This window comes from Methylocella tundrae, assembly GCF_038024855.1.
GTDB classification, from domain to species: Bacteria; Pseudomonadota; Alphaproteobacteria; order Rhizobiales; family Beijerinckiaceae; genus Methylocapsa; species Methylocapsa tundrae.
On sequence record NZ_CP139089.1, the window covers coordinates 765,943 to 789,240 of the forward strand.

At 61.9% G+C, this 23,298-nt stretch carries 19 protein-coding genes and 1 pseudogene; 5 read left to right on the top strand and 15 right to left on the bottom strand.

From position 1 onward, the window contains the following. Positions 1–263: 263 nt before the first annotated feature. From SIN04_RS06080 to SIN04_RS06090, 3 genes are read right to left on the bottom strand one after another with little or no spacing between them, the layout of a single operon-like run. Entirely contained in the window at positions 264–1,124 is an 861-nt protein-coding gene (locus tag SIN04_RS06080; RefSeq protein ID WP_134487299.1) for a uracil-DNA glycosylase, read from the bottom strand. A gap of 42 nt (positions 1,125–1,166) precedes the next feature. Then, positions 1,167–2,156 carry an L-threonylcarbamoyladenylate synthase gene (locus SIN04_RS06085; RefSeq protein WP_134487302.1) on the bottom strand — a complete coding sequence of 330 codons (990 nt, stop codon included), beginning with the start codon at positions 2,154–2,156 and terminating at the stop codon, positions 1,167–1,169. Next, positions 2,153–2,569, bottom strand: coding sequence for a winged helix-turn-helix transcriptional regulator (locus tag SIN04_RS06090; protein WP_134487305.1), 417 nt, complete (start codon positions 2,567–2,569; stop codon positions 2,153–2,155). Before SIN04_RS06090 ends, SIN04_RS06085 begins: the two co-directional genes overlap by 4 nt. 80 nt (positions 2,570–2,649) lie before the next feature. Between SIN04_RS06090 and SIN04_RS06095 the strand changes: the two genes are divergently transcribed. After that, positions 2,650–3,264 carry an FMN-dependent NADH-azoreductase gene (locus tag SIN04_RS06095; protein WP_341264296.1) on the top strand — a complete coding sequence of 205 codons (615 nt, stop codon included), beginning with the start codon at positions 2,650–2,652 and terminating at the stop codon, positions 3,262–3,264. A 106-nt stretch (positions 3,265–3,370) separates the two neighbouring features. Here the strand turns inward: SIN04_RS06095 and SIN04_RS06100 are convergent, their stop codons facing one another. Both SIN04_RS06100 and SIN04_RS06105 read right to left on the bottom strand, forming a co-directional pair. Then, the gene (locus SIN04_RS06100) at positions 3,371–4,312 is read right to left on the bottom strand and encodes a hypothetical protein (protein WP_134487308.1); all 942 of its coding nucleotides are present in this window, start codon (positions 4,310–4,312) and stop codon (positions 3,371–3,373) included. A gap of 83 nt (positions 4,313–4,395) precedes the next feature. Then, positions 4,396–6,873 (bottom strand): YfhO family protein, encoded by a 2,478-nt coding sequence (locus SIN04_RS06105; RefSeq protein WP_341264297.1) that lies wholly within the window; start codon positions 6,871–6,873, stop codon positions 4,396–4,398. 395 nt (positions 6,874–7,268) lie between these two features. Here SIN04_RS06105 and SIN04_RS06110 point away from each other — a divergent pair, with 395 nt between their 5' ends. Both SIN04_RS06110 and SIN04_RS06115 read left to right on the top strand, forming a co-directional pair. Further along, positions 7,269–7,832, top strand: a complete 564-nt coding sequence (locus SIN04_RS06110; protein ID WP_134492322.1) for a nitroreductase family protein — start codon at positions 7,269–7,271, stop codon at positions 7,830–7,832. Between the two features lie 105 nt (positions 7,833–7,937). After that, positions 7,938–8,639 carry a cupin domain-containing protein gene (locus SIN04_RS06115; protein WP_134487313.1) on the top strand — a complete coding sequence of 234 codons (702 nt, stop codon included), beginning with the start codon at positions 7,938–7,940 and terminating at the stop codon, positions 8,637–8,639. A 4-nt stretch (positions 8,640–8,643) separates the two neighbouring features. On the opposite strand, the gene SIN04_RS06120 is transcribed toward SIN04_RS06115, so the two are convergent. The 3 genes from SIN04_RS06120 to epmA all read right to left on the bottom strand — a co-directional run bounded on the left by SIN04_RS06120 (position 8,644) and on the right by epmA (position 13,371). Continuing rightward, positions 8,644–11,145, bottom strand: coding sequence for a DUF3772 domain-containing protein (locus tag SIN04_RS06120; RefSeq protein ID WP_134487316.1), 2,502 nt, complete (start codon positions 11,143–11,145; stop codon positions 8,644–8,646). Between the two features lie 64 nt (positions 11,146–11,209). Further along, the gene (locus SIN04_RS06125) at positions 11,210–12,319 is read right to left on the bottom strand and encodes a lysine-2,3-aminomutase-like protein (RefSeq protein WP_134487319.1); all 1,110 of its coding nucleotides are present in this window, start codon (positions 12,317–12,319) and stop codon (positions 11,210–11,212) included. Then, the gene (gene epmA, locus SIN04_RS06130; protein WP_134487322.1) at positions 12,316–13,371 is read right to left on the bottom strand and encodes an EF-P lysine aminoacylase EpmA; all 1,056 of its coding nucleotides are present in this window, start codon (positions 13,369–13,371) and stop codon (positions 12,316–12,318) included. Before epmA ends, SIN04_RS06125 begins: the two co-directional genes overlap by 4 nt. A 225-nt stretch (positions 13,372–13,596) precedes the next feature. On the opposite strand from epmA, the gene efp reads away from it, so the two are divergent. After that, positions 13,597–14,166, top strand: coding sequence for an elongation factor P (efp, locus tag SIN04_RS06135; protein WP_134487325.1), 570 nt, complete (start codon positions 13,597–13,599; stop codon positions 14,164–14,166). Between the two features lie 123 nt (positions 14,167–14,289). Here the strand turns inward: efp and SIN04_RS06140 are convergent, their stop codons facing one another. Then, complete coding sequence (locus SIN04_RS06140) at positions 14,290–14,514, bottom strand: hypothetical protein (RefSeq protein ID WP_341264298.1); 225 nt, start codon at positions 14,512–14,514, stop codon at positions 14,290–14,292. 505 nt (positions 14,515–15,019) lie between these two features. Here SIN04_RS06140 and SIN04_RS06145 point away from each other — a divergent pair. Continuing rightward, the gene (locus SIN04_RS06145; protein ID WP_134487331.1) at positions 15,020–16,291 is read left to right on the top strand and encodes an NAD(P)/FAD-dependent oxidoreductase; all 1,272 of its coding nucleotides are present in this window, start codon (positions 15,020–15,022) and stop codon (positions 16,289–16,291) included. 4 nt (positions 16,292–16,295) lie between these two features. On the opposite strand, the gene SIN04_RS06150 is transcribed toward SIN04_RS06145, so the two are convergent. The 6 genes and pseudogenes from SIN04_RS06150 to SIN04_RS06175 all read right to left on the bottom strand — a co-directional run bounded on the left by SIN04_RS06150 (position 16,296) and on the right by SIN04_RS06175 (position 23,261). Then, positions 16,296–17,825, bottom strand: a complete 1,530-nt coding sequence (locus tag SIN04_RS06150; RefSeq protein WP_134487334.1) for an aspartate ammonia-lyase — start codon at positions 17,823–17,825, stop codon at positions 16,296–16,298. 243 nt (positions 17,826–18,068) lie between these two features. Further along, positions 18,069–20,387, bottom strand: coding sequence for a Tex family protein (locus tag SIN04_RS06155; protein WP_134487337.1), 2,319 nt, complete (start codon positions 20,385–20,387; stop codon positions 18,069–18,071). Between the two features lie 196 nt (positions 20,388–20,583). Next, positions 20,584–20,937, bottom strand: a complete 354-nt coding sequence (locus tag SIN04_RS06160) for a hypothetical protein (RefSeq protein ID WP_134487340.1) — start codon at positions 20,935–20,937, stop codon at positions 20,584–20,586. 62 nt (positions 20,938–20,999) lie between these two features. Next, positions 21,000–22,088 (bottom strand): annotated as a pseudogene (locus SIN04_RS06165) (IS630 family transposase). 60 nt (positions 22,089–22,148) lie between these two features. Then, positions 22,149–22,565: a hypothetical protein gene (locus SIN04_RS06170; protein WP_134487344.1), complete on the bottom strand. Its 417-nt coding sequence runs from the start codon at positions 22,563–22,565 to the stop codon at positions 22,149–22,151. Between the two features lie 120 nt (positions 22,566–22,685). Then, a complete protein-coding gene (locus tag SIN04_RS06175) occupies positions 22,686–23,261 on the bottom strand; it encodes a hypothetical protein (RefSeq protein WP_134487347.1) in 576 nt (191 codons plus the stop codon). Positions 23,262–23,298: the final 37 nt, after the last annotated feature.

The window sequence follows — 23,298 nt, forward strand, 5'->3', positions numbered from 1 at the left end:
TCCCGGCTAAGGCATGATTCCGTTTCTGGATCGGATCATGCATTCAAATCATGAGATAAAGCGAATGAGGGATGCAACGTAAACATCAATTTCGGCCCAGGCGACCGCTCGAAACGCTCGTAATGGTTTCGATTGAGTTCATTCGTTGCAACAGGGAACAAACAAACGCGCGATATCTGAATAGCGGCCATCGCCTTTAAGCTGCGCAATCGGCGTCGCGATGACTAAAGGCCATGTTTTTGTTCGTTTTCAAGCGGGGTTTCCTAAATCTGCGCGCGCAGCCGGACGATCTCCCTGGCGAGCAGCCGCAGATCCTGCCAGGCCAGTTTCTTCTGCGCCGGTTGCCGCAAAAGATAGGCCGGATGAAGCATGGCGATCGCCTTGATCGTCGCGTTTCCGGCTGCATAGTTGAACCAGCGCCCGCGCAATCGCATGATCCCGTCTTTCGAGCCAAGCAGGGTCTGCGCCGAGGGGGCGCCGAGGCAGACGAGGATTTTTGGACCAACGAGTTCGATCTGCCGCTGTATAAACGGCAGACAGGCGGCGGTCTCGATCGGGGTCGGGGTTCGATTGCCAGGGGGGCGCCACGGAACGATGTTGGCGATATAGACCTGGCTGCGCTCAAGCCCGATTGAAGCCAGCATTTTGTTCAGCAATTGACCGGCGCGGCCGACGAAAGGCGCGCCCTGCCGATCCTCGTCCGCGCCCGGCGCTTCGCCGACGAACATAATTTCGGCCCCAGCCTCGCCGTCGCCAAAGACGAGCTGGGTCGCCGTGGTCTTGAGGCCGCATCCTGTAAATCGCAGCAGCTGCTCGCGCAGTTCCGCAAGGGTTTGAGCCGACGCCGCGGCCGCCCGCGCGTCCTGCTCGGCTTCTTCCGCGAATGCGGCCGTGCTCGCTGCGCGCGGCGGAGTGGCGGACGCGGGCGGCTGGCGCGGCGGCTCCTCCCTTTGTATGACACGTTCAGGCTCCCGCGCTATCGGCGAAGCCGAAGCTTGCGCTTCCGCCAGCCGATCATGCGGCGCCTCGTCGAGCGCGATGTCGACGCCCATGTCGGCGTACCAGCGTAACAGTTGAGTAAGGCCGTCCGGCACGTTGCGAACCTGTGTAAGCTGTGAATCCATCGCCAAATTTTACGTGCGGCGCTCAAGCCATCGAAGCAATGTTCAAGGTCTTGGCGCGGCCGCGCGTTTCAGCCTGTCATTGATCGCCTCGCCAAGGCCAAAATGCGGGATCGGCGCAACGGCGATGGAGGGCGGCCCCATCGCGTCGAGTTCGCGCAGGAAACCGAAGAGATTGGCCGCGGCCTCATCGAGATTTCGCCCCGGCGACAGGTCGAGTACAGCGTCTTGCGCAGAAAATCGACCGCCGAAATCGAGCCCGGCTTCGCCATGTTCGACACCCGACGCGTCAAGACGAAGGCGCGCGCGCGGCGCGTAATGGGAGGAGAGGGATCCCGGCGCGATGGTCGCGCCTTCGCTTCTGGCGCCGCCGAGCGCGATGCCCAAGGTTTCTTCGATCAGCGCGCGGGAGAGACCACCCGGCCGCAGGAGGCGCGGAGGCCCGTCGAGACACGCGACGATCGTCGATTCGACGCCGACCGGGCAGGGCCCCGCGTCGAGAATGAGGTCGATGTCGGCCGAGAGATCCTCAAAAACATGGGCGGCGCTGACCGGGCTGACACGGCCGGAACGGTTGGCGGAGGGCGCGGCGAGAGGGCGCCCCACGGCGGCGATGAGGCTGAGCGCCGCCGGATGGGAAGGGATGCGAAGGGCGATCGTCGCTTGGCTTGCCCGCGCGAGATCGCAGACCGTCGCATGGGGGGCGAGGGGGAGCACCAGCGTCAAGGGGCCCGGCCAGAAGCGCTCGGCGAGTTGGTTCGCCTCACGTGAAAACACACCCTGCGCCTTCGCCTCTTCGAGGCTCGACACATGGGCTATGAGCGGATTGAAGGATGGACGTCTTTTCGCCGCATAGATGCGCGCGACGGCGGCCTTTGAGGTTGCGTCCGCGCCAAGGCCATAGACCGTCTCCGTCGGGAAGGCGACGAGTTTTTCCGCGCGCAGAAGGCTCGCAGCCGCCGCGATGCCGGCAGCATTGGCCTCGCATATGCGCGCGCGCGGCGCGACGATGGCGGAGCGAAGATCATTGTTCATTTAGCGAAGCTCATCGGCGCGGCCTGCTCGAAGGATTGGCTTTGGCCTTTCGCCGCCTGATCGAAACGTCGCTGGGCGTCTTCGATGACCGAGACATTCCGCACGGCCCAGGCGCCGAGTTCGCGCACCGGAACCAGCAGGGAATGCCCGAGCGGCGTCAATTCATAGTCGACGCGCGGCGGGATGGTCGGGAAAACCGTTCGCGTCACAAAGCCGTCGCGCTCGAGGCCGCGCAAAGTCAGGGTCAGCATGCGCTGCGAGATGCCGCCGACGCGTCGGCGCAGTTCGTTAAAACGCATCGGACCATCGCCCAAAAGCATGACGACCAGAACGCTCCACTTGTCGCCGATGCGGGACAGCACCGGCGCGACGCGGGCGCATTCGCTAGGCACATGCGTGTGACTCTGTTCCAAAAATGTGCCTCCTTGCGCCTTCTTTACAGGTACGCATAGTGCCTTGGTTACAAACCTATACTATGAAAGAGCATCGGTCCATGAAACTTCTGCACATCGATTCCAGCATTCTCGGCGGCTATTCGGTCAGTCGTCAGCTCTCCGCCGATATCGTCGCGAAGCTGCGCGAGATCACCCCCGGCCTTGAGATCATCTACCGCGACCTCGCCGCGGAGCCGACGCCTCACCTTTCAGGTTCTTACCTCGCTGCGCAACAGCCAGGAGCTCCGGCGCCCGACGCTGAGATGCGGCAAGACGTTGCTCTCGGGGCCAAAATTCTGGACGAATTTCTTGCCTCCGACATCGTGGTGATCGGCGCGCCTATGTATAATTTCGCAATCCCAAGCCAGCTCAAGGCCTGGATCGACCGGGTGGTCATCGCCGGAAAAACCTTTCGCTATTCCGAGACAGGCCCCGAGGGGCTGGCCGGGCCTAAGAGAGTGATCATCGCCTCGTCGCGCGGCGGCGTATTCTCGGGAGGCGCCCCTGCGGCGGCGCTCGATCATCAGGAAAGCTATTTGCGCGCCGTTTTCGGCTTCATAGGCATTGCCGGCGTCGAAATCCTGCGCGCCGAAGGCATCGCTTTTGGGCCGGACCCCAAGGCGGACGCGATCAAAGCGGCCCAGCACGAAATTTCTAATCTGAAAGCGGCCTGAGCCGGACCGCAGCGGGCTGGCGCTCATATTGGATCGTGCGGGCCGCCCACCCTGGCGGTCGGCGCGATCCCCGGCGAAGCTTTTCCAGACCGCGGCAAGCGCAACCCTATTTCGCCAAAACCTCGACATCTCTGTCGACCGTCGATTCGACCTTGAAATTGGTTTGATAGACGTTGCTGTCGTGCCTTGCGATGGCGACATATTCGCCTTCCGCGAGAACCAGCGAGGGGAAGGCCCCGATCATTTCGCGAATGACGTCGCCGCCGGGCGTCAGGATCGTGAAGGAAGTGTTGGCGAGCGCTTCGCCGCTTGGACCGCTGACGAGCTTCAACGTCATCGTCGCCGCGCGATGGCGCAAGGTCGCGTCAGTCAGTTTGCCTGGCTGCACGTGCAGATCGGCGCTAATCACCGAATTGGTCGAGTTGACCGAGCCATTGCTTTGCTGGTCGAGCAGGGTCGAAACGACGTGATAATTGCCTTCCGGCAAGCCAATCATATCGCCGGATTTTCCATTGGCGACGAGCTTTGCTTCGGAGTTGTTTCGCTCCGGAACATAGATTGAGATTTGCGTTTTCGCAGGAGCGATCGGCGCATCGCCGAGCATGCCGACAACGCGCAGCGCGCCGGCGTTGAGAACCAGTTTCTCGGTCACGCTCTTGCCGTTGATCTCGACTCTTTTTGTTGCTCCAGCAAGGCCAAAGGCGGCGTGGACGATGAAATTGCCGTCGCGAAGGGTGAGCGCCGGCGCCGCGTCCGTTGAGTCGGCGACGAGTGTGTGGGACCCGTCGAGTTCGGCCTTTTCATCAAAGACGCGCCAGTGAACGCCGGCGCGCAGCGGTTGCGTGTCGGTCGCGCCGAGAAAAGCGCTAAGGTGCAGAATATTGCCCTGCGCCGCCTGTGGCTTCGCCGCTTCTTCGCCCGCGGGCAGGCGCAAGGGCGGAATCTTCGATGCGTCCGACGGGGCCGTATTCGGAGTTTGCGCCATAGCCGCCGTCGTGAGCCAAACGCAGGCGAACAGGGCGCCGGCAAAGCTCAAGAGCGCTTTCATCGCAGTGGTCTTAGGCAAATCCGCGCCCGCTGCGCGCAAACATGCGCCGGTCGCGGCGCGCCAATCGGGCTTCACGTGATCCCTTACTCCTCGGTCTTATGCAGGATGGTCGAAAACGCCGCCGACAGATTTGCAAATGACAGCGGCCGGAAAGCGAATTCAATGCTGTGGCGTCCCGCCGGCACTTCAACGCCGCGGAACAGAATATTGGCTTTCAGCATCGGCTGCGGCTTGCCGTCGACGCGAACCTCCCATCCAGGATAAAAGAGATCGTGGAGCACGACAATGCCGGCTTTGTCGGCGTCAACGTCGAGCGTTACCGCATTGTCGGAGTAATTTGTGATCTCCACACGCGACGGATCTGGCGTCGCGACCGGCGGCGCATTGAAGCTTGCGTCGGAAACGCGGTCGCGGACCTGCCGGAGATCATCAAGGTTTGCCTGATCGATCAGCGCTTCGTGAGTGCGGTCGAAGTCCGGCATGACGTGTTCGTCCAGCACCTGTTCGCTATCGACAATTTTGACGTCTGGCGCGAAATAGGCGCGGGGCGCGGCTTTGCCAAGCTTATAAATATACATATTGTCGCTCGAATAGATCAAGGCGGCCTTCGGGCGCGGCACGTGGCGCGGCAAGCGCGTCAATGGCCGATCGAGGACCAGATATTCAAGCCCGAGCAAAGATGCGAGGCGGCATTTGTAGCCGCGAAACGTGCCGGGGAAATGGCGCAGATTGGGATCGCCGGCATTGTCGCCGGGGCCGACGGCGCGCTCATAACCGTCGATGCGCAGGGGGTTGTAGCCGACGGTATTTTCCAGCTTCAGCGCCATCGAGGCGTTTTGCCATGGACCAGGCAGCCCGAGGATCTCGACGCGCGGATGCTCGCCATCATGCGTCTTGGCGGCGATTTCGCGACGCAGCAGCGCGACGCCCGCCGCCTCGCCCGGCGTCATCGTCGCGAAGACGCTATAGCGGCTGACCGGCTCGGCGTTGAGCGACGAGGCGGCGTTGCGCCAGACGATCTCGCCCCCGGTGATGAGAACGAACAAGCCCGCCGCCAGGGCCCGCCTGCGGCGATCCTGCAAGGCGAACAGAAGCGCCGCTCCAACGAGGCCGATCGCGGCGGAGACGCCAAGCTGGCCGATCGAAGTCGCGACCCGGCCTTCGCGGAGGGAAAAGGCGAGGCCAGTGCCGATCAGACCGGCGACGGCGAGCGTGGTCGCCGCGGCCAGCGCCCAGCCGAACCATCGCGGCGGTGCGCCGAAAAAGCCCGGCAGACCGTCGACGACATAGCGATGCAGCAAATAGCCCGAGCCGAAAGCCAGGGCGATATTGAGGATAAAGGTGGCGTCGGCCGGCCGGCGATAGAGCGAAACGCCTGGAATCCAATCGAAAGCAAGCGAGAAGAACGGCGTGTAGCGGCCGAGCGAATACAAGGCCGCCACGACCAGGACAATGAGGAAAAAGCGAATGCCGCGCGCGAAGATCCGACCGGCTGCAAGCCCATGCCACACGAAAAGGAGAATCGGCAAAGTGCCGACGAAGAGATAATCGACGGCGCGGTCGGTCCAGTCGGCCCGCGTCATCGTGTCGTAGTCCGGGCCCCAATAATCGTAAAGATGATCAAGAGAGCCGAAGAAATTTGGCACGATGAGCGTAATGAGATTGACGGGGGCGAGCGATCCCGCCGCCGCGACGCCAAAGGCGATGCCGGGGCGGTTGGAATCACCGAGAAACTGCATCGTCAGCAGGGCCGGAACGAAGAGAATCGCGCCGATCACGCAAGCTGCGAGGGCGAGCACGCCCAGTCTCGCGCGAAGATAGGCGAAAGCGGCGCCGGATTGCGCGATGGCGAAAATGACGCGCCCGGCCAGAACCATGCAGAGCAAATAGGCGACCTGATCCCGCCCCAGCGTCATCAGCGCCGCGAAGACGCCGAACAGAACGGCGAACCGATAGGACCGCCGCTCCAGCGCGATTTCGAGGCACCAAAGCGCCGCCGGAAAGAAAGAATAGGAAATGATCATTCCAGTGTGCTGCAGTCGCGACGAGGCCGCGCCGCCAAGCATGAAAATCAGCGCCGCGAGGACCGCGCCAGCGGGGCTCCAGCGCCGCCGGCGGAACAGTCCCAGCATGCAGAGCCCGCCGAAAGCGAGATGAGCCAGTATGACGCCGTCAAACAGCTGCATCGAAGCGTTGGGCGCAATGAGCGCGAACAGCACCATGCTTGGCGTGAAGAGCAGCGATTGCGGATCGGCTACGGACGGGTGTCCGGCAAAATGATAGGGATTCCAAAGCGGGATCTCGCCGCGATGAAGGGCGTCGGCGAGAAAACGGAACATCGGATAGAAATGATTCTTGGAATCCCAGGGCACCACCGCTCCGCTTACCAGCCAGCAGGCGAGGGCGAGGCCAAGGAACGCCAGAAGGGCCATCACGGCGAAGAAGCTCGCCCGGCCTGTCCAGACCGGCGCCTGAAGCCGCTCCTCCGCTTCGGAAAGCCCTCGGCGCGCATGGCGGCCGAGCGTGGTTGAAGGGTAGGGGAGCGTATCGAAAAACGACATTAGGATGGAGTTCCGATGGGCGGGTTCGTAATGGAGAGGCAAGCGAGTTCTCGCAGCGTCTCAGCAAACTGCTGCGTGATTGGGCACATTGAGGCTGGCAGCGTGCCAATTCGCCAAATTATACGGCGTTTTCAAGGAGCGGATGAAGCGAAGTCCGAGCATCGCGGATTTTTGAACGTATTGTGACCCTCGACTTGGGAACGCGCTTCAATCTGACCAGCATATGCCCCGAGGGCGTCCCGAAGCTGGCCTCTCCATTTCCTTCCCTTCTCCCGGTCAATTATGCTTGTTCCATAAATAAAATCGCCAGATGTCATCGAGGCGCGCTTGTGTCTGTCGGCGCGGCGGGATTTGATCGCCGCCACCCCTTCTATGCCGAGTTCAGTGAACCTGCCATGAACGAACTGATCGAAATGCTTAAGACCCGGCGCTCGGCGCCGCCGGCGACCTTGTCAGGTCCCGCACCCACCGCCCAAGAGATCGAAACCCTGCTGACGATTGCCGCTCGGACGCCCGACCATGGCAAGCTCGCGCCCTGGCGCTTCATCGTCTTCGAAGGAGATGCGCGCGAGCGCGCCGGAGCCATCATCGCGGACGTCTATGCGCAAGCGAACCCGGGGGCGGGCGCTGAACGCAAAGCCGCCGAGCAAACGCGCCTTAGCCTCGCGCCGCTGGTGATCGCGGTGGTGTCGCGCGCGGCGCCTCACCCGAAGATTCCCGAATGGGAGCAGGTTTTATCCGCGGGCGCGGTCTGCATGAACCTCGTCGTCGCGACAAATGCGCTTGGCTTCGCCGCCGCCTGGCTGACCGAATGGTATAGCTATAATCAGGAGGTTCTGGCTCGGCTTGGCGTTGGGGCCGGAGAAAAAATCGCGGGGTTCGTCCATATCGGCCGCAATGACTGGAGGCGCGAGGATCGCGTGCGGCCGGCGCTCGCCGATATCGTGACGCGATTTTAAGGAGGTGTGTTCGGAAAGCCGCAGTTTTTCCCTAGCAAGACCGTAGGCTGAACATTGAAATATTGAGCATTTTCGATAGGCGTCGAAGGAAACAGGGCTCCGTTCATGAGAATTAACGCTGATTTCACGCGTCGGATTGTGGTGCGCCGTGGCGATGCGCAATGGACGCCCTCGCCGCAGAAGGGCGTGGAGCGGCTGATGCTCGACCGGATCGGCGGGGAAGTCGCCCGGGCGACGAGCTTCGTGCGCTTTGCGCCGGAAACCGACTTTCCTGGTCATACGCATGGCGGCGGCGAAGAAGTTTACGTCATCGACGGCGCGTTCGAGGATGAAAATGGGCTCCACGCGGCTGGCGCCTATATTCGAGACCCGATCGGCTCCTCCCATGCGCCATTCAGCGCGCAAGGCTGCACGCTTTTCGTCAAGCTCTGGCAATTCGACAAGGACGATCACGATCACGTCGAAATCGACACGGCGTCCGGCGAATGGCGCAAAGCGCCGGAAGGCTTTGCGATTCAACCGCTGCATCATTTTGCCGGGGTCACGACCTTCCTTGTCCGGCTTGATCAAGGCGCGACCCTTAACCGGGCCATCCACCCCGACGGCGAAGAGATGGTCGTTCTCGCTGGCGCCTGCGCCGACGCCGAGGGAGACTATCCGGCGGGGACGTGGATCCGCGATCCCGGCGGGCGGGTGCAGCGCCTGTTTTCGGCGGACGGATGCACGCTGTTCGTCAAGACCGGCCATCTTGCGGCGGCGGCTGCCGCGGCGCGGATGGCCGATGAGGCCGCCTCCGGCGCAGGATAACGTCTCAGCTGACCGCCGCGCTCGCGCCAGGCTGATCCTGTGCGCTTCTTCCCGGCGCCTGAAATCCGAGTTTCTCCGCGCCGACGATCTGGATCTTTTGAGGGTCGACCGGCGGTCCGTCGAAAAATTTATGCTCCTTGAACTGTTTGAATATTTCGAAATGGAGGTCGCTGCGCACGCGCGTCATGATCTCGACGTCGGCGACAAAGGCTGCGAGTTCGAAGCTGAGGGTCGATCCGGACATGCCCGTAAAGAATATTTGCGGCGCGGGAATTTTTAATACGCGGTCATTGCCCCTGGCCGCGGCGAAGAGAACCTCCCGTACTTTTTCGGGATCAGCGGCGCCGTTGACGGTCACGGCGATGACGATCCGTCCACTTCTGTCATTGCGGACGAGATTCTTCACGACGCCGGTGATGAGGCTCGAATTCGGAATGATCACCTGCGCGCGGTCGACAGTCTCGATCTCGGTCGAGCGCACATTGATGCGGCGGACAAAACCCTGATCTCCGCCGACGATAATCCAATCGCCGACGCGCACGGCGCGCTCCCAGAGCAGGATCAGCCCCGAGACGAAATTATTGACGATCGACTGCAGCCCGAAGCCGATGCCGACCGAAAGGGCGCCGGCGACAATGGCGAGTTTTTCGAAGCTGAGGCCGAGATAGCCGAGCGACAGACCCGCGGCGAGAATAAATCCTACGTAGCCAAGGCTTGTCGTGATCGAATTGCGCAGTCCGGAGTCGAGCGTGGTGTGCGGGAGCAGGGATGACTCGAGCCAGCCCTGCAAGCCCCGGATCGCCGCCGAGACGAGCCCGAATATGACTGCTGCAATGACGATCGAGGCCGGAGAAATGACGACATCGCCGATCTTGAAGCCGAAGAACGCGGAGCGAAGATCGAAGGGGACGTCGGTCGATTGCAAGCCCCACGGCGCCAGCACCGCTATGACCGCGACGATCAACAGGGTGAGCCGCAGGACGCCCGAGAGCAGGATGCCGACCAGTTCCAGCGAATCGCGCTGAAGCCCTATGCGGTTGATCAGCCAATGCCCGAATTTCGCCGCCGGTTTGAACCCGGTCGCGATCGCCTCTTCGATCAATATGCTCGCCATAAAGTAAAGGGAGACGACGGCGGTGGTCCAGAGCGTCTGGTCGAGGAAGAAACTTGCGAAAGTCGGATAGCCGACAAAGACGCCGATTGCGACGACGAACGCGGCGACCATGGCGGCGGCGCGCAAAATGCCGAACCAGTTCCAGCGTCTCGTGAGCGCGGGGCCGAAGCAGTCGGCATCGGTCGCATCGGCGCCGACGCGCCAAAGCCCCACAGCGAGGGCGATCGCCGCCATCAGCGCGCCAAGGCCGCGCGTCGCGACCGAAAATGAAAGCGAGCCGTCCACGGCGTCGTTGAAAGCTTCACAAAGGCGCGTCGCCGAAACGATCGAGGCGACGGCGGTCGCGACGCCGACGAGAAGCGCCGCGGCGCTGTTGCCGATCGGAGGCACGCGCCAGTTCGGCCGCGTCGGCGCAAACAGGCCGCGGGCGATGCCGGCGGCGACCGCGATGCGAAGAACGCCGCTGCCGATCGCCTCGAAGACCGCTTGCAGGCGCAAGGTGGCGAGGTCAGCGGCGTCGAGCCCGAAAACGACGATGTAGGTCAGCGCGACGGGCGGAACGGCGATGACCAGGGCGATCCACCAGGCGCCGAGAATTTTCAGCAGGCGGTCCGGCTTTTCGACGGCGCTGCTGCGCGCGAGAACGCGTTTGGCGAGCACGGCGAGCGGAATGTAGGCGAGAAAGACGGCGCCAAGACCAAGCCAGAACGCCGCCAGCCTCCAGCCATCGAAGCGGGCTCTGATCCTTGACGCCCAATCGCTGAACAATGAGCCGATGTCTTCGATATTTCCGGGCGCCTCGCGCCAGACGTCGGTCCAGAGTTTGGCGTTGGCGATGCTGGTTGATCGCTGAAACAGTGATCTCGTGAACAAGGCGCGCCGTCTGGCCGAGATGTCGGTTTTCATCTGGTCTGCGCGAACGGAGAGCAGCTTGGCGCGCTTCAAGAGTTCGTCAGCGTTGCTGAAGCTTTGCTGCTGCGCAGTTCGCTCCTCGGTGACGGCTGGATTTTCAGGCGGCGATTTGTCGTCGGGCGGCGCGCCGAGCTGGTCCAGCCTCGCCTTGATCTCGGCGATGCGTGGCGTGATGCGCTCGGTGACGGTGTTGACGGAATCCGCGATCGGGCCGATCTGCTGGCGAGCGCCGGCAAGGTCGCTATCGGTCTGATTGTGGCGGTCGAGGGCGGTCGAGATATTATTGAGGGCGGCGTTCGCCTTGTCTAGCGTGTCGGCGAGGCGCGCGAGGTCCGGCGCCGGAGCGGCCGCCGCCGCGGGTTGGGCTGGAGCCGCCTTGGCTGGGGCAGGCGCTGCGGGCGGCGGAGCTTGCGTCTGCGCTCGCGTTGGAGTCATCGCCAGCAGCGTCATTATGCCGAGAACGCAAGCGAGATATTTCAATAATGCTTCCTTTCAAAACAGGACCCGCGCCGCGCGGGCCGCAACCCAAATGCGCCAAATGAGATCACCGCACGCGATCGCAAGCGCTCTCTGCGGCTACGCTGGCGTCAGGGCTCGCGGAACCCGGCGGATAAACATGCGCTCGGCCTTTGTAATCACTGATCTTATAGGCCGGCTTGGCGCTGGTTTCATCGACGTAATTGGGGCCGATCGGCGATTTGCCGTGACCTCCGGGCAGGTCGAGAACGTAGGCTGGCTGGCATAGGCCGGAAAGGCGGCCGCGCAACTGGCGCATCAACTCGCGGCCCTTTTCGATTTCGACACGAAAATGCGCCGTTCCGGGCGCGAGATCCAGCTGGTGCAGATAATAGGGCTTGACGCGCGTCTCGACAAATCCACGCATCAGAGCGCTCAGGGTCTCGACGTCGTCGTTCACTCCTGCGAGCAGCACGCTCTGGCTCAGCATCGGAACGCCAGCGTCGATGAGGCGCGCGCAGGCCGCGCGGGCCGATGGCGTCAATTCGCGCGGATGGTTGGCGTGCAAGGCGACATAAACCGTCTTGGCGGATTGCCGCAGGGCTTCGATCAGATCGGCGCTGACGGCGTCAGGATCGACGCAGGGCACACGCGTGTGCAGGCGTACGATCTTGACGTGTTCAATGGCCTCAAGGCGCTTCATGACGTCGGCGAGGCGTCGCGGCGACAAGGTGAGCGGATCGCCTCCGGTCAGAATTACCTCCCAGATGCGCGGCTGCGCGGCCACATAGGCAAGCGCCGCGTCGAGGGCTTTCGGCGCAAGATGCGTGGGGCTACCTGGTCCGACGACCTCGCGACGGAAGCAGAAGCGGCAATAGACCGGACAAATATGCAAAAGCTTCAAAAGCACACGGTCGGGATAGCGATGAACGACGCCTTCAACCGGGCTGAAGGCGCTATCGCCGATCGGATCGCTGAGTTCCTCGGGGCGGGGAAAGAGTTCGGCGAGATCGGGAATGAATTGGCGCGCGATGGGATCGCGCGCATCCTTCGGGTCGATCAGTTCCGCGACCGCTGGCGTCACGCCGATCGCGTAGGACCTCGCGATGCTCTCAAGCTCCGCCCGGCGCGCCTCGGGCGCGAGGCCAGCGCCGATGAGGTCGGCGGCGCTGCGAAGCGTCGGAGGCGACGGGCTCATTTCGCCCAAACGCCTTCGGCGACAGGCGTCCAGATCACCTGCTCGATGTGGGGCGCGCCGGTCGCAAGCATGACGAGCCTGTCAAAGCCGAGCGCGATGCCGCTTGCCGGCGGCATCACAGCCAGGGCGGCGAGGAAATCCTCGTCGATCGGATAGCTCTCGCCATAGATGCGCTGGCGCTCCGCCATCTCCGCCTCAAAGCGGCGCCGCTGCTCGTCGGCGTCCGTCAATTCGCCGAACCCATTGGCGAGCTCAACGCCGCAAGCATAAAGTTCAAAGCGCTCAGCAAGCCGCTGATCCTCTTGTAAATTCGCCAAGGCAGCCTCGCTGGCCGGATAATCCATGAGGATTGTCGCACGACCGTGTCCGAGATGAGGCTCTATTTTGACGGAAAGCAGCTTGCTGAAAATGTCCGACCAGCTGTCGTCTCGCACGACCCGGACGCCGCATTTTTGCGCGTTTGCCGCGAGCGCCTCGCGGTTTGGGGTCAATCCGTCGATCGTCGCCAGCAGATCAATCCCGGCGTAGCGATCGAAGGCCTCCGTCACGCTCAAGAGCTCCAATTCCTCGAACGGATCGGCGATCGCGCCCCCATAGGTCAATAAATCCGCGCCCGCCGCCTTGGCCGTCGCGGCGAGAATCCCGGCGCAGTCCTCGATAAGCCGCTGATAGGGCGCGTGCGCCCTATACCATTCGAGGAGCGTGAATTCGGGATGGTGGAGCCTATCCCGCTCGCGATTTCTGAACACGTGGGCGACGGTAAATATCCGCTCCTCGCCGGCCGCCAGCAGCTTTTTGGCGGCGAACTCCGGCGACGAATGCAGATAGAGAGGCGACGCCCTTCCCGCCCCATCCTGCATTTGAGTGGCGAAGGCGCTGATATGGGCTTCGTTGCCCGGCGAGATCTGTAAAATGGCGGTGTCGACCTCGACGAAAGATTGCGCGCCGAAAAACGCCCGCAGGCCAGCGAGCATCCTCACGCGCGCCTTGAGGAAGGGGCGCCGGTCCGCATGGATATCCGGCCGCCACCAGGGCGATCGCGCGCTCACCATGCTATTTCGCTTGAAAAGCGCGGCGGAACATGGCTAGCGATAGGCGCAAGCGCGGACGCGCACCGCCGACCCAAGTTTTCTTCAGTTCGCCCGCGAATGGCTCCGTCCATGGTTGCACTGAAGCAAACCTGCAAGGCCATCGCATCCGGCTCCAATTTCGAGAACCCGGACGCCCCAGCGGCGAAGGCCGGCGTTCGCATCGTTTGATCGTATAAAGGAAAACCAGTGAAAGTCATCGCCAGTTCGATTCGCAAAGGCAATATTATCGAGAGAGACGACGGTCAGCTCTATGTCGTCTTGACCGCTGAAAGCTTTCACCCCGGCAAGGGCACGCCGACGACGCAGATCGACATGCGCCGCCTCTCCGACGGCGTCAAGACGACGGACCGCTACAAGACGACCGAGCAGGTCGAGCGCGCCTATGTCGAAGATTCCAATTTCAGTTACCTTTATCAGGACGCCGACGGCTATACTTTCATGAATGGCGAGAATTTTGACCAGGTCATCGTTCCGCCCGCGGTGATCGGCGACCAGGCAATTTATCTTCAGGAAGGGATGAACTGCGTCCTCTCGATGTTCAACGGGGTCGCCGTCGCTATCCAGCTGCCGGCGCGCGTGACGCTCGAAGTCGTCGAGACCGAGCCGGCGATGAAGGGCCAGACGGCGTCCTCCTCCTATAAGCCGGCGAAGCTCTCGAATGGCGCTCGGGCGATGGTGCCGCCACATATTTCCCCTGGCACGCGCATTGTCGTGCAGACCGAGGACGGCTCCTACGTCGAGCGCGCCAAGGACTGAGAAGGGGCGTCCGACGACGCGGATAAAACGGAAAAGGCCACCCGATCGGGCGGCCTTTTTTCTGAACTGCAACCGTCGTAAAGACTCAAGCCGGGGGAATCGGGTCTCCCGCCGGCCGCGTGGTCAGAGCTTTGAACCCAGCTTTTCCTCGATCTGGTTCAAAAGAATCTGGAACCGATCCGGCTGGCTTTCAGGGCACGGAAGCTCGAACACCCTGCGCAAACGGCTGCCGAATTGCGCGCACATGGGGCCCGCGCCCGAAAAGTCCATTTCCGGCATTTCGAAGCGGCTCTGATAGGTGGCTGGGCCCTGGCTGAAAAAGCTGCCCTGTTTCAACATCTTATTCATGATCACTGCTTCTTGATCGCCCGATCATTAACCTTTGATCCATCAATTTGACCAAACTAGGGTTTTAACGCGGCAAGAATCTTGCCACCTTATCGTGCGGCCTGTTGATCCATCCAACTTAAGACGCGATATTTCGTTCCATGTCATAAATATGGCCAAGCAACCTTGCCTGAGGTTGGAACGCTGATCCGGCTTTGCCGGCGAAAAGCGGCCCTGCAAAGGTGAAGACTCCGTTTGAAAAGCCGCAGCCCTCCTATAGAACCCAAAGACGCTGCTCGCGCTCGATCGTTTCAAATTGGAGCGATGATGCTTTCTTTTCTGTAACCCAATGGTTGATGTGCCTTTTTAGAGCCGGTCATTTCTCGAAACATGCTTTAGAAATCCTCAACGGCGCCGCTACGGGGCGAGCGCCGGAGATCACTTTGATCTTGCGTCAAGGCCTCTCTTTGAGTCATTTGCGTTCTCGAAAGCTGCGCAGGACTGCTTCAGGAAAGAGTAGACCATCGTGTCACAAGCCACCGACATCGACGCGGGATCGACCGTCGCCATCATTGGCGGCGGGCAGGCTGGCGCGGAAGCCGCCACGCTACTCCGCCAAAACGGCCATAAGGGCCGCATCATTTTATTCGGAGAGGAGAAGCATCTGCCCTATATGCGGCCGCCGCTCTCCAAGGCCTATCTCGCCGGCGAGATCGGCGCCGACGCGCTGATCTACAAGGCGCCGGTCGCCTATGAGAAAGCAGGCGTCGAATTGCGCCTCGGCCAGCGCGTCGCCGGCATCGACCGCGAGGCGCGCCGGCTGCGGCTCGAAAGCGGCGAAAGCGTCGCCTATGACAAGCTGGTCATCGCCGCTGGCGGCCGGGCGCGCGAGCTGAGCGTTCCCGGCGCGAAGCTGCGCAACATCTTCTATCTGCGCACGATCGCCGACGTCGAGCTTTTGCAGCCTCAGCTGCAGCCTGGCCGCCGCCTCGTCATCGTCGGCGGCGGCTATGTCGGACTCGAGTTCGCGGCCGTCGCCATCAAGCGCGGTCTCAGAGTCACTGTGCTCGAGGGGGCGCCGCGCGTGCTGGCGCGCGTGACGGCGCCGGAGGTCTCGGCGTTTTACGAGCGCTTTCACCGCGCCGCAGGCGTCGAGATCCTCACCGGCGTCGCCGTCAGCGGATTTACGCCGGGGCCGGACGGCGAGAACGTCGGCGCCGTGCAATGCGGCGACGGGCTCTCGGTCGCGGCGGATTTCGTTCTCGTCGGCATCGGCCTCGTTCCCAACACGGAGCTTGCAGAGGCGGCGGGACTTGTCATCGACGGCGGCATTCTCGTCGACGACGTCTCGCGCACCAGCGATCCGGATATTTTCGCAATCGGCGATTGCGCCGTCCATGCGCGGCATGGATTTCTGCAGCGCAAGATGCGGCTCGAATCAGTGCCGAACGCGCTCGAGCAGGCGCGGACGGTCGCGGCGGTCATCGCTGGCAAGCCGGCTCCGGCCGCGACGGCGCCGTGGTTCTGGTCCGATCAGTATGACCTCAAGCTGCAAATGGCCGGCATCTCGGAAGGCTATGACGAACTCGCCATCCGTGGCTCGACGGAAGGCGCGTCCTTCATCGCGTTCTATCTGAAGGATGGCCGCGTGATCGCCGCCGACGCGATCAACCGCCCCGCCGAATTCATGGCCTCGAAAAGGCTGATCGCCGATCGGGCGAAGGTGAGCGCAAAGGACCTCGCCGACGACTCCGTTCCGCTCAAGTCGCTCATCGCAGCCGCTGCCGCCGCGGCGTGAGTTTTCAATGCTTCGGCTCGAACACGGGCGAGGCTTTGCGCGGCGAGGGCTGCGTCATATTTTCGACGCCCAGCAAATCGCCAAGCTGGGCCTCGGTCATCAAGCCTTCTTCGAGAACAATGTCGGCGACCTTGCGCCCCTCGCGCAGCGCCCGCCGCGCAATATGTGAACACGTCTCATAGCCGAGCATCGGCCCGAGCGCGGTGACAAGTCCGATGCTGTTCTCGACCAATTCGAGGCAGCGTTCGCGATCCGCCTCGATGCCGACGACGCAGCGCTGATCCAAGGTTTCGATCGCAGCCGTCAACATTCGCAGCGAGGTCAGGATCGCATAGCCAATGGTCGGCTCGAAGGCGTTGAGCTGAAGCTGGCCGCCTTCCGCGCACATCGTCACGGTCAGGTCATGACCAATGACGAGGTAAGCGACCTGGCTGACGACCTCCGGGATGACCGGATTGACCTTGCCCGGCATGATGGACGAACCAGCCTGCACCGCCGGCAGGCGGATTTCACCCAAACCCGCGCGCGGGCCGGATGATAGAAGGCGCAGATCGTTGCAGATCTTCGACAGCTTCACCGCGATGCGTTTCAGAACGCCGGAGAACAGAACGAAAGCGCCCATGTCCGACGTCGCTTCAATGAGATTGGCGGCGAGGGTCAGGCGCTGGCCGGACAGGCGCGCCAGCTCGGCGACGGCCAGCGAGGCATAGCGCGGATCGGTATTGATGCCTGTGCCGATCGCCGTCGCGCCGAGATTGATCTCGCGAAACAGCGCGGCGGCCTCCTGCAGACGATCGACGTCCTCCTTGATCGTCACATGAAAGGCGTCGAATTCCTGGCCGAGCGTCATCGGCACGGCGTCCTGCAACTGGGTGCGGCCAATCTTCAGCACGTCGCCGAATTCGACAGCCTTGGCCTTGAACGCGAAGGCGAGATCCTGCAGCGCGTGGACGAGTGATTCGGTGGCGAAGATCACCGCAAGCCGCAACGCGCTGGGATAGGCGTCATTGGTGGACTGGGCCATGTTGACGTCGTCGATCGGGTGGAGCGCGCCATAGTCGCCGCGGGGCCGGCCGATCAGTTCGAGAGCGACATTGGCGATGACCTCGTTCGCGTTCATATTGGTCGACGTGCCGGCTCCCCCTTGCACGGCGTCGACGACGAACTGGTCGAGAAAACGTTTGTCCTTGATGATGAGGCCGCAGGCCCGGTCGATCGCCTCCGCCTTGCCGGAAGCCAAATGGCCAAGACGCCGGTTGGCGCGCGCGGCCGCCTGTTTGACGAGCGCCAGGGCGCGCACAAGTTCAGGAAAATGCCCGACAGGCACGCCTGTGATGGGAAAATTTTCGACAGCTCGCAGCGTATGAATGCCCCAATAGACATCGGCCGGGATCTCGGCTTCCCCAAGAAGGTCGTGCTCGCGCCGAGTCGGAACAGCGGCGAGTTCAATGGAGCGGGTCGTCGCCAGCGCGAGCGTTGTCGGTGAAGCCTCGGACGCTTCTTCGAAAGGCCGGTCGAAACAACCCTCGGTCATGGCGCCGTCTCCGTGGAGTTCGCTTTGCGGAGGAGATCCGCATCGATTGAGATCCGAAAACGATAATGATTCGCTCCGTCCCCGGGGTGATGTCGTGTCTTTAATTATATAGGCGCGCCTTGCCGCCGCTGCGTCATTGCGCACATTTGATTCGCGCCCCTCTGAGCAGGAAGTTCCCAGAGAGGACCTCTAAAATTAAGCATTCATGAATCGCGCGAAATAGGGCCAGCGCGGACGCGCCGCCTATCTGCGCCTCAAAGCCTCGCTTAGAGCCGCGCCTAGCGCGCTCTGGGTCGCGCTCTTTTCCTGCCGCGTCGATCTTTGCTGCTGCGCCCGTACTTGCGGATCGCCGCCTGCGCCCCTGGCTGAGCTAGGAATGGCCGAAGCGGAGCCGTCATCCTTGCGCATGGAAAGCGCGATGCGCTTACGCTTCAAATCGACGTCGACGACGCGCACTTTTACGACGTCGCCGGCTTTGACGACGGCGCTCGGGTCCTTGATGAAGCGATCGGCGAGTTGTGACACATGCACGAGCCCGTCCTGATGCACGCCGATATCGACGAAAGCGCCGAAATTGGCGACATTGGTCACCGTTCCTTCGAGCATCATGCCGGGCTTCAAGGCGCTGATGTCATCGACGCCCTCAGCGAAGGTCGCCGTTTTGAATTCGGGACGCGGATCGCGGCCGGGCTTTTCAAGTTCGAGCAGAATGTCGCGCACGGTCGGAAGGCCGAAACGCTCATCGACGAAGCGCGCCGGATCGAGCGATTTCAAGGCCGCCGAATCGCCCATCAGCGAGCGAATATCGCGTCCGCACGAGGTGATGATTTTCCGTGCAAGACCATAGGCCTCAGGATGGACGGAAGAGGCGTCGAGCGGCTCCGTGCCGTTCGTGATGCGCAAAAAGCCTGCGCTGAGTTCGAAAGCGCGGGGCCCGAGGCGCGGCACCGCCAGAAGATCGCGCCTTGATTTGAAGGCGCCGTTCTGATCGCGATGCACGATGATGGCGTCGGCCAGCGAAGCGGTGAGGCCGGATACGCGCGACAGCAGCGGCGCCGAGGCCATATTGAGATCGACGCCGACCGCGTTGACGGCGTCCTCGACGACGGCGTCGAGCGAGCGGGCAAGGCGGGTCTGATTGACGTCATGCTGATATTGGCCGACCCCGATCGCTTTCGGGTCTATCTTGACGAGTTCGGCGAGCGGATCCTGCAAGCGCCGCGCGATCGAGACCGCCCCGCGCAAGGACACGTCGAGATCAGGCATCTCCGCTGCGGCTCTGGCCGAGGCGGAATAGACCGAGGCGCCAGCCTCGCTGACGACGATCTTGGTCGGCTGCGGCGCGGGCAGGGCCTTGATGACGTCGCCGGCGAGACGGTCGGTTTCGCGGCTCGCCGTACCGTTGCCGATCGCGATCAGTTCAACGCGATGCTTGCGGATCAGACGCGCCAGTTCCGCCTCGGCGCCCATCACATCGTTGCGCGGCTGAAACGGATAGATCGTCGATGTGTCGAGCAGCTTGCCCGTGGCGTCGACGACGGCGACCTTGACGCCGGTGCGGATGCCGGGATCAAGGCCCATGGTCGGGCGCGGGCCGGCAGGCGCGGCGAGAAGAAGGTCTTTCAGATTGCGGGCGAACACTTCGATCGCCTCGGCCTCGGCGCGCTCGCGCAGTTCGTTCATCAGATCGAGCGTCAGGTGAAGCGAGAGCTTGACCCGCCAGGCGAAGCGCACAACGTCGAACAGCCATGCGTCGGCGGCGCCGCCTTGGAGCGATATTGAATAATGCTGCGCGATCATCTGTTCGACCGGCTTCACCGGCGCGACGCTATCCGCGTCGATCTCGATTTCGAGCGATAGCGTCTCCTCGTTTCGGCCGCGCAGCATGGCGAGCGCGCGATGGCTCGGCGTCGTCGCCCAGCGCTCGCTGTGATCGAAGTAGTCCGAGAATTTTGCCCCAGCTTCCTCCTTGCCCTCAATAACGCGAGCGCGAAGCATGGCCTTGCTTTTGAGATAGGCGCGCAGGGCCCCGACGAGATCCGCATTCTCGGCGAAAGCTTCGGCCACAATATCGCGCGCGCCCTCAAGCGCCGATTTCACGTCCGGCACGTCGCCGGTCAGGAAAGCCAGCGCAAGCTCCGCCGGAACGCAATCGCGATTGGCCAGAATCTGGTCGGCGAGCGCGCCAAGACCGCGCTCGCGGGCAATTTCGGCGCGGGTGCGGCGTTTCGGCTTGAAGGGCAGATAAATGTCCTCAAGTTCGGCCTTGGTGGCGGCCGCGGCGATTTTCCCTGCGAGTTCCTCACTCAATTTGTCCTGAGCGCGGATCGATTCAAGGATGGCGGCGCGGCGCGTTTCAAGCTCTCGCAAATAGGCAAGCCGTTCCTCGAGCTGGCGCAACTGTGTGTCGTCGAGGCCGCCGGTCGCCTCCTTGCGGTAGCGGGCGATGAAGGGAACGGTTGCGCCTTCATCGAGCAGATCGACGGCAACCTTCACCTGATCCGGCCGAGCGGCGATTTCGGAGGCGATGGTCTTCAAAATGCGGTCGATTGCAGCAGCCATTCGGGTCGTGTCCTCGTCGATTCGGGGCCTGGACCTTAGGGCAGACGAGAGGGGATTCCAACATCGGCGCGCTGCGGCGATAGGCGCGGCGCCACGCCGCAAAGCGCCAAGGTGACGCGCCGGCAAGCTCAGGACGTGAGTTGCTTTATTCGGCCGCTCTCGTTGGCGAAGCCACGAATGATTCGCGACGCCGGGCTCATTGAGCCAGAGCTCTCGCCAGGGCGCCGGCCGAAAGTCCCCGCTCTATCAGGTAGTTGGCGACCTTCACATATATCATTCGCAAGGCGTCGCAATAGACCGACCGATTGTCGTAGCGCCGCTCATCTTCGTAGCGGTGCAGCATTGATCCGCCATTGCAGGCCGATACCCATACGCATTTGCGACACTCGGACGGCGCACTGCGACTGGCGCGATGGGAGCGCATCCATTCGCTGGAGAGCAGATCGGCGAATGAAACATCCGACACGGAGCCTCCATGCCACATTTCGCCTGGCGAAGACGAGCGCAGAATATCGTCAGCGCCAATTGCGCCGTCTGTTTCTATCGTCAAGGTCGTCGCCGTGGACCGGCCGAGGCTGGCGAGAAAGCTGGGGCCGCCGACAAGAAGTGAGACTATCGAACTGAGTGGATTGACTCCAACGCTTGGAACCCTCGTTTTCGGGCGGCGATGATAGCTTCCGGGTCGGCTCGCCAGACGAATGGCTTGGGGGTCTGGTTGTGTTCGCCGATGAAACGGTTGATGGCGGACTGGAGATCGACGACGGATCGGAAGACGCCGTTCTGGAGCCGTCGGCGCGTCAGGATGGCGAAGAAGCCCTCGACTGCGTTGAGCCATGAGCTGGAGGTCGGCGTGAAATGGAACGTCCAACGGGGATGGCGGTCGAGCCAGGCGCGCACCTTCTCGTGCTTGTGGGCGGCGTAGTTGTCGAGGATGACGTGGACGATTTTTCCGGCCGGGATGTCACGCTCGAGGGCATTGAGGAAACGGATGAACTCCTGATGCCGGTGGCGTTGCATGTTCTGCCCGAACACCTCGCCGGTCAGGACATTGAGCGCCGCGAACAGCGTGGTCGTCCCGTTGCGCTTGTAGTCGTGGGTCATGGTGGCGCCGCGCCCCTTCTTCAGCGGCAGCCCCGGCTGCGTGCGATCGAGGGCCTGGATCTGGGACTTCTCGTCGAAGCTGAGGACCATGGCATGAGCCGGCGGGCTGCCATAGAGCCCGACGACATCGTGCAGTTTTTCGACGAAGGCGGGATCGTTGGAGAGCTTGAACAGGCGCCACCGATGCGGAGCCAAACCATGGGCTCTCCATATCTTCTGAACCGTAGAGACGGCCAAGCCCGCGACTTTGGCCATGGCGCGAGCCGTCCAGTGCGTCGCCTCAAAGGGTGGCGGCTTCAGTGTCATGGCGACTACGGCAGAGGTCTTGTCATCCGCAACGGGTGTCTGGCCGGGAGGGCGCGTCTTGTCACGCAAGAGCCCGTCCACGCCTTCTTCCATGAAGCGCGCCTGCCAGCGCTAGACGGTCGTCTTCGCCGTGCCAGTCTCGGTCATGATCGCGCTCGTGCCGATACCGTCGGCGCTCAGCAGCACGATCCGGGCGCGCCAGACGTGTTTCTGTGGGGTGTTGCGATCTGCGACCAGAGCGTCGAGCCGCCGCCGGTCAGCCTCGCCGAGAGTGATCGATATTCCATTGCGCATGTGCCAGACTCCCACATGCTGCCGCCCAGCGGAATCCCTCTTCGGACTCTTCCGTCTCGGTCAATTCATGAGGATGCGAATGTCCACTTCCGCATCCTCGCGCGAGGACCATTCGTCAAAGAGATCGCAGAGGAACCGGCCATATTCGGAAATCGGAGAGGGCGGTTTATGAGCATGGTTGAAGTCAGGCAACAGACAGTCGAAATGCTCGATTTTTAAGTCATCGACGAAATGTCTGTATATTTTTCTGGCGTCTCGTCTTGGATCAATCACGCATAAGACACCTACCGAGTTGATGCGTTTGGCGTTGGCGGCCTCCTGGAGTAACTGAAGCCCCTTGCAAACCCTCTGATAAGTGCCGCCGCCGCGGTGATCGACGCGCAACTCGTCGTTATATTCGGGCGGGCCGTCGAGGCTCACCCCAACACGGAGGGAATGCCCCTGAAACACGTCGATCCAGTCTTGATCGACAAGCATTGCGTTCGTTTGCACGGCGAGTTCAAGGCGCGTCAGCGATCCTATCTATTGCTTCGACCGCGGCCCGGATGGCGAGCGGCTGGTTGGCTTCGACACGCCCACCCAAGGAAGGTTTCGACACTATTTCTCCATCGGTATAGGAGCCCAGGACAACTTTCCGTTCGCTTCTAAACGCCCCTTAAAGCCAAACTCTGTTGGGAAGTCATACGGAATTATAGGCACGTTGTACAAGACCTTCACCGATATTATTGCCGATGTAAGGCTTGATTCCGGTGGAACAATATTTTTTATTATATCATCGAATCTGAAATTATCAGTCTCATCATAATGTAAAATCTTCACGTCCTTCTCACGATCAGCGAAATACGCCAAATGAGTCTCGCAGTCGGTTGAATTTACAGAGCTCTCGAAACCTCTATACATGAATTTAATTTGACATAATCCAAGAAACACCTTCACGTTAGTGACTGGCATTCTTATTTGTGTCGTATTTTTTATATTGACTGAAACACTTACCGGGAGGTCTGGATTGGCTGGCCCTTCGAGACCAACTGAAACGCTTGGGTAAAACACGTTGAAAGTTGTAATTGCCCCAAGCAAAGCCAAAACCCAGCCTACGAACTTTCCGACGATACGAAGGATCCTTCGCCTCTCTACCGGCTTACCCGCAGGCTTTTTCAATTCCTCCGCGACCACTTGCTTTTGTTGTTTTTGTGCGTGCCGCCGATTACGC

Coding starts and splice junctions, on each gene's coding strand:
- SIN04_RS06125 (WP_134487319.1), bottom strand. CDS start 12,319: ATGAGCCCGTCGCCTCCGACGCTTCGCAGCGCCGCCGACCTCATCGGC.
- SIN04_RS06115 (WP_134487313.1), top strand. CDS start 7,938: ATGAGAATTAACGCTGATTTCACGCGTCGGATTGTGGTGCGCCGTGGC.
- SIN04_RS06095 (WP_341264296.1), top strand. CDS start 2,650: ATGAAACTTCTGCACATCGATTCCAGCATTCTCGGCGGCTATTCGGTC.
- SIN04_RS06100 (WP_134487308.1), bottom strand. CDS start 4,312: ATGAAAGCGCTCTTGAGCTTTGCCGGCGCCCTGTTCGCCTGCGTTTGG.
- SIN04_RS06155 (WP_134487337.1), bottom strand. CDS start 20,387: ATGGCTGCTGCAATCGACCGCATTTTGAAGACCATCGCCTCCGAAATC.
- epmA (WP_134487322.1), bottom strand. CDS start 13,371: ATGGTGAGCGCGCGATCGCCCTGGTGGCGGCCGGATATCCATGCGGAC.
- SIN04_RS06110 (WP_134492322.1), top strand. CDS start 7,269: ATGAACGAACTGATCGAAATGCTTAAGACCCGGCGCTCGGCGCCGCCG.
- SIN04_RS06170 (WP_134487344.1), bottom strand. CDS start 22,565: ATGCTTGTCGATCAAGACTGGATCGACGTGTTTCAGGGGCATTCCCTC.
- SIN04_RS06140 (WP_341264298.1), bottom strand. CDS start 14,514: ATGAATAAGATGTTGAAACAGGGCAGCTTTTTCAGCCAGGGCCCAGCC.
- SIN04_RS06080 (WP_134487299.1), bottom strand. CDS start 1,124: ATGGATTCACAGCTTACACAGGTTCGCAACGTGCCGGACGGCCTTACT.
- SIN04_RS06085 (WP_134487302.1), bottom strand. CDS start 2,156: ATGAACAATGATCTTCGCTCCGCCATCGTCGCGCCGCGCGCGCGCATA.
- SIN04_RS06150 (WP_134487334.1), bottom strand. CDS start 17,825: ATGACCGAGGGTTGTTTCGACCGGCCTTTCGAAGAAGCGTCCGAGGCT.
- SIN04_RS06105 (WP_341264297.1), bottom strand. CDS start 6,873: ATGTCGTTTTTCGATACGCTCCCCTACCCTTCAACCACGCTCGGCCGC.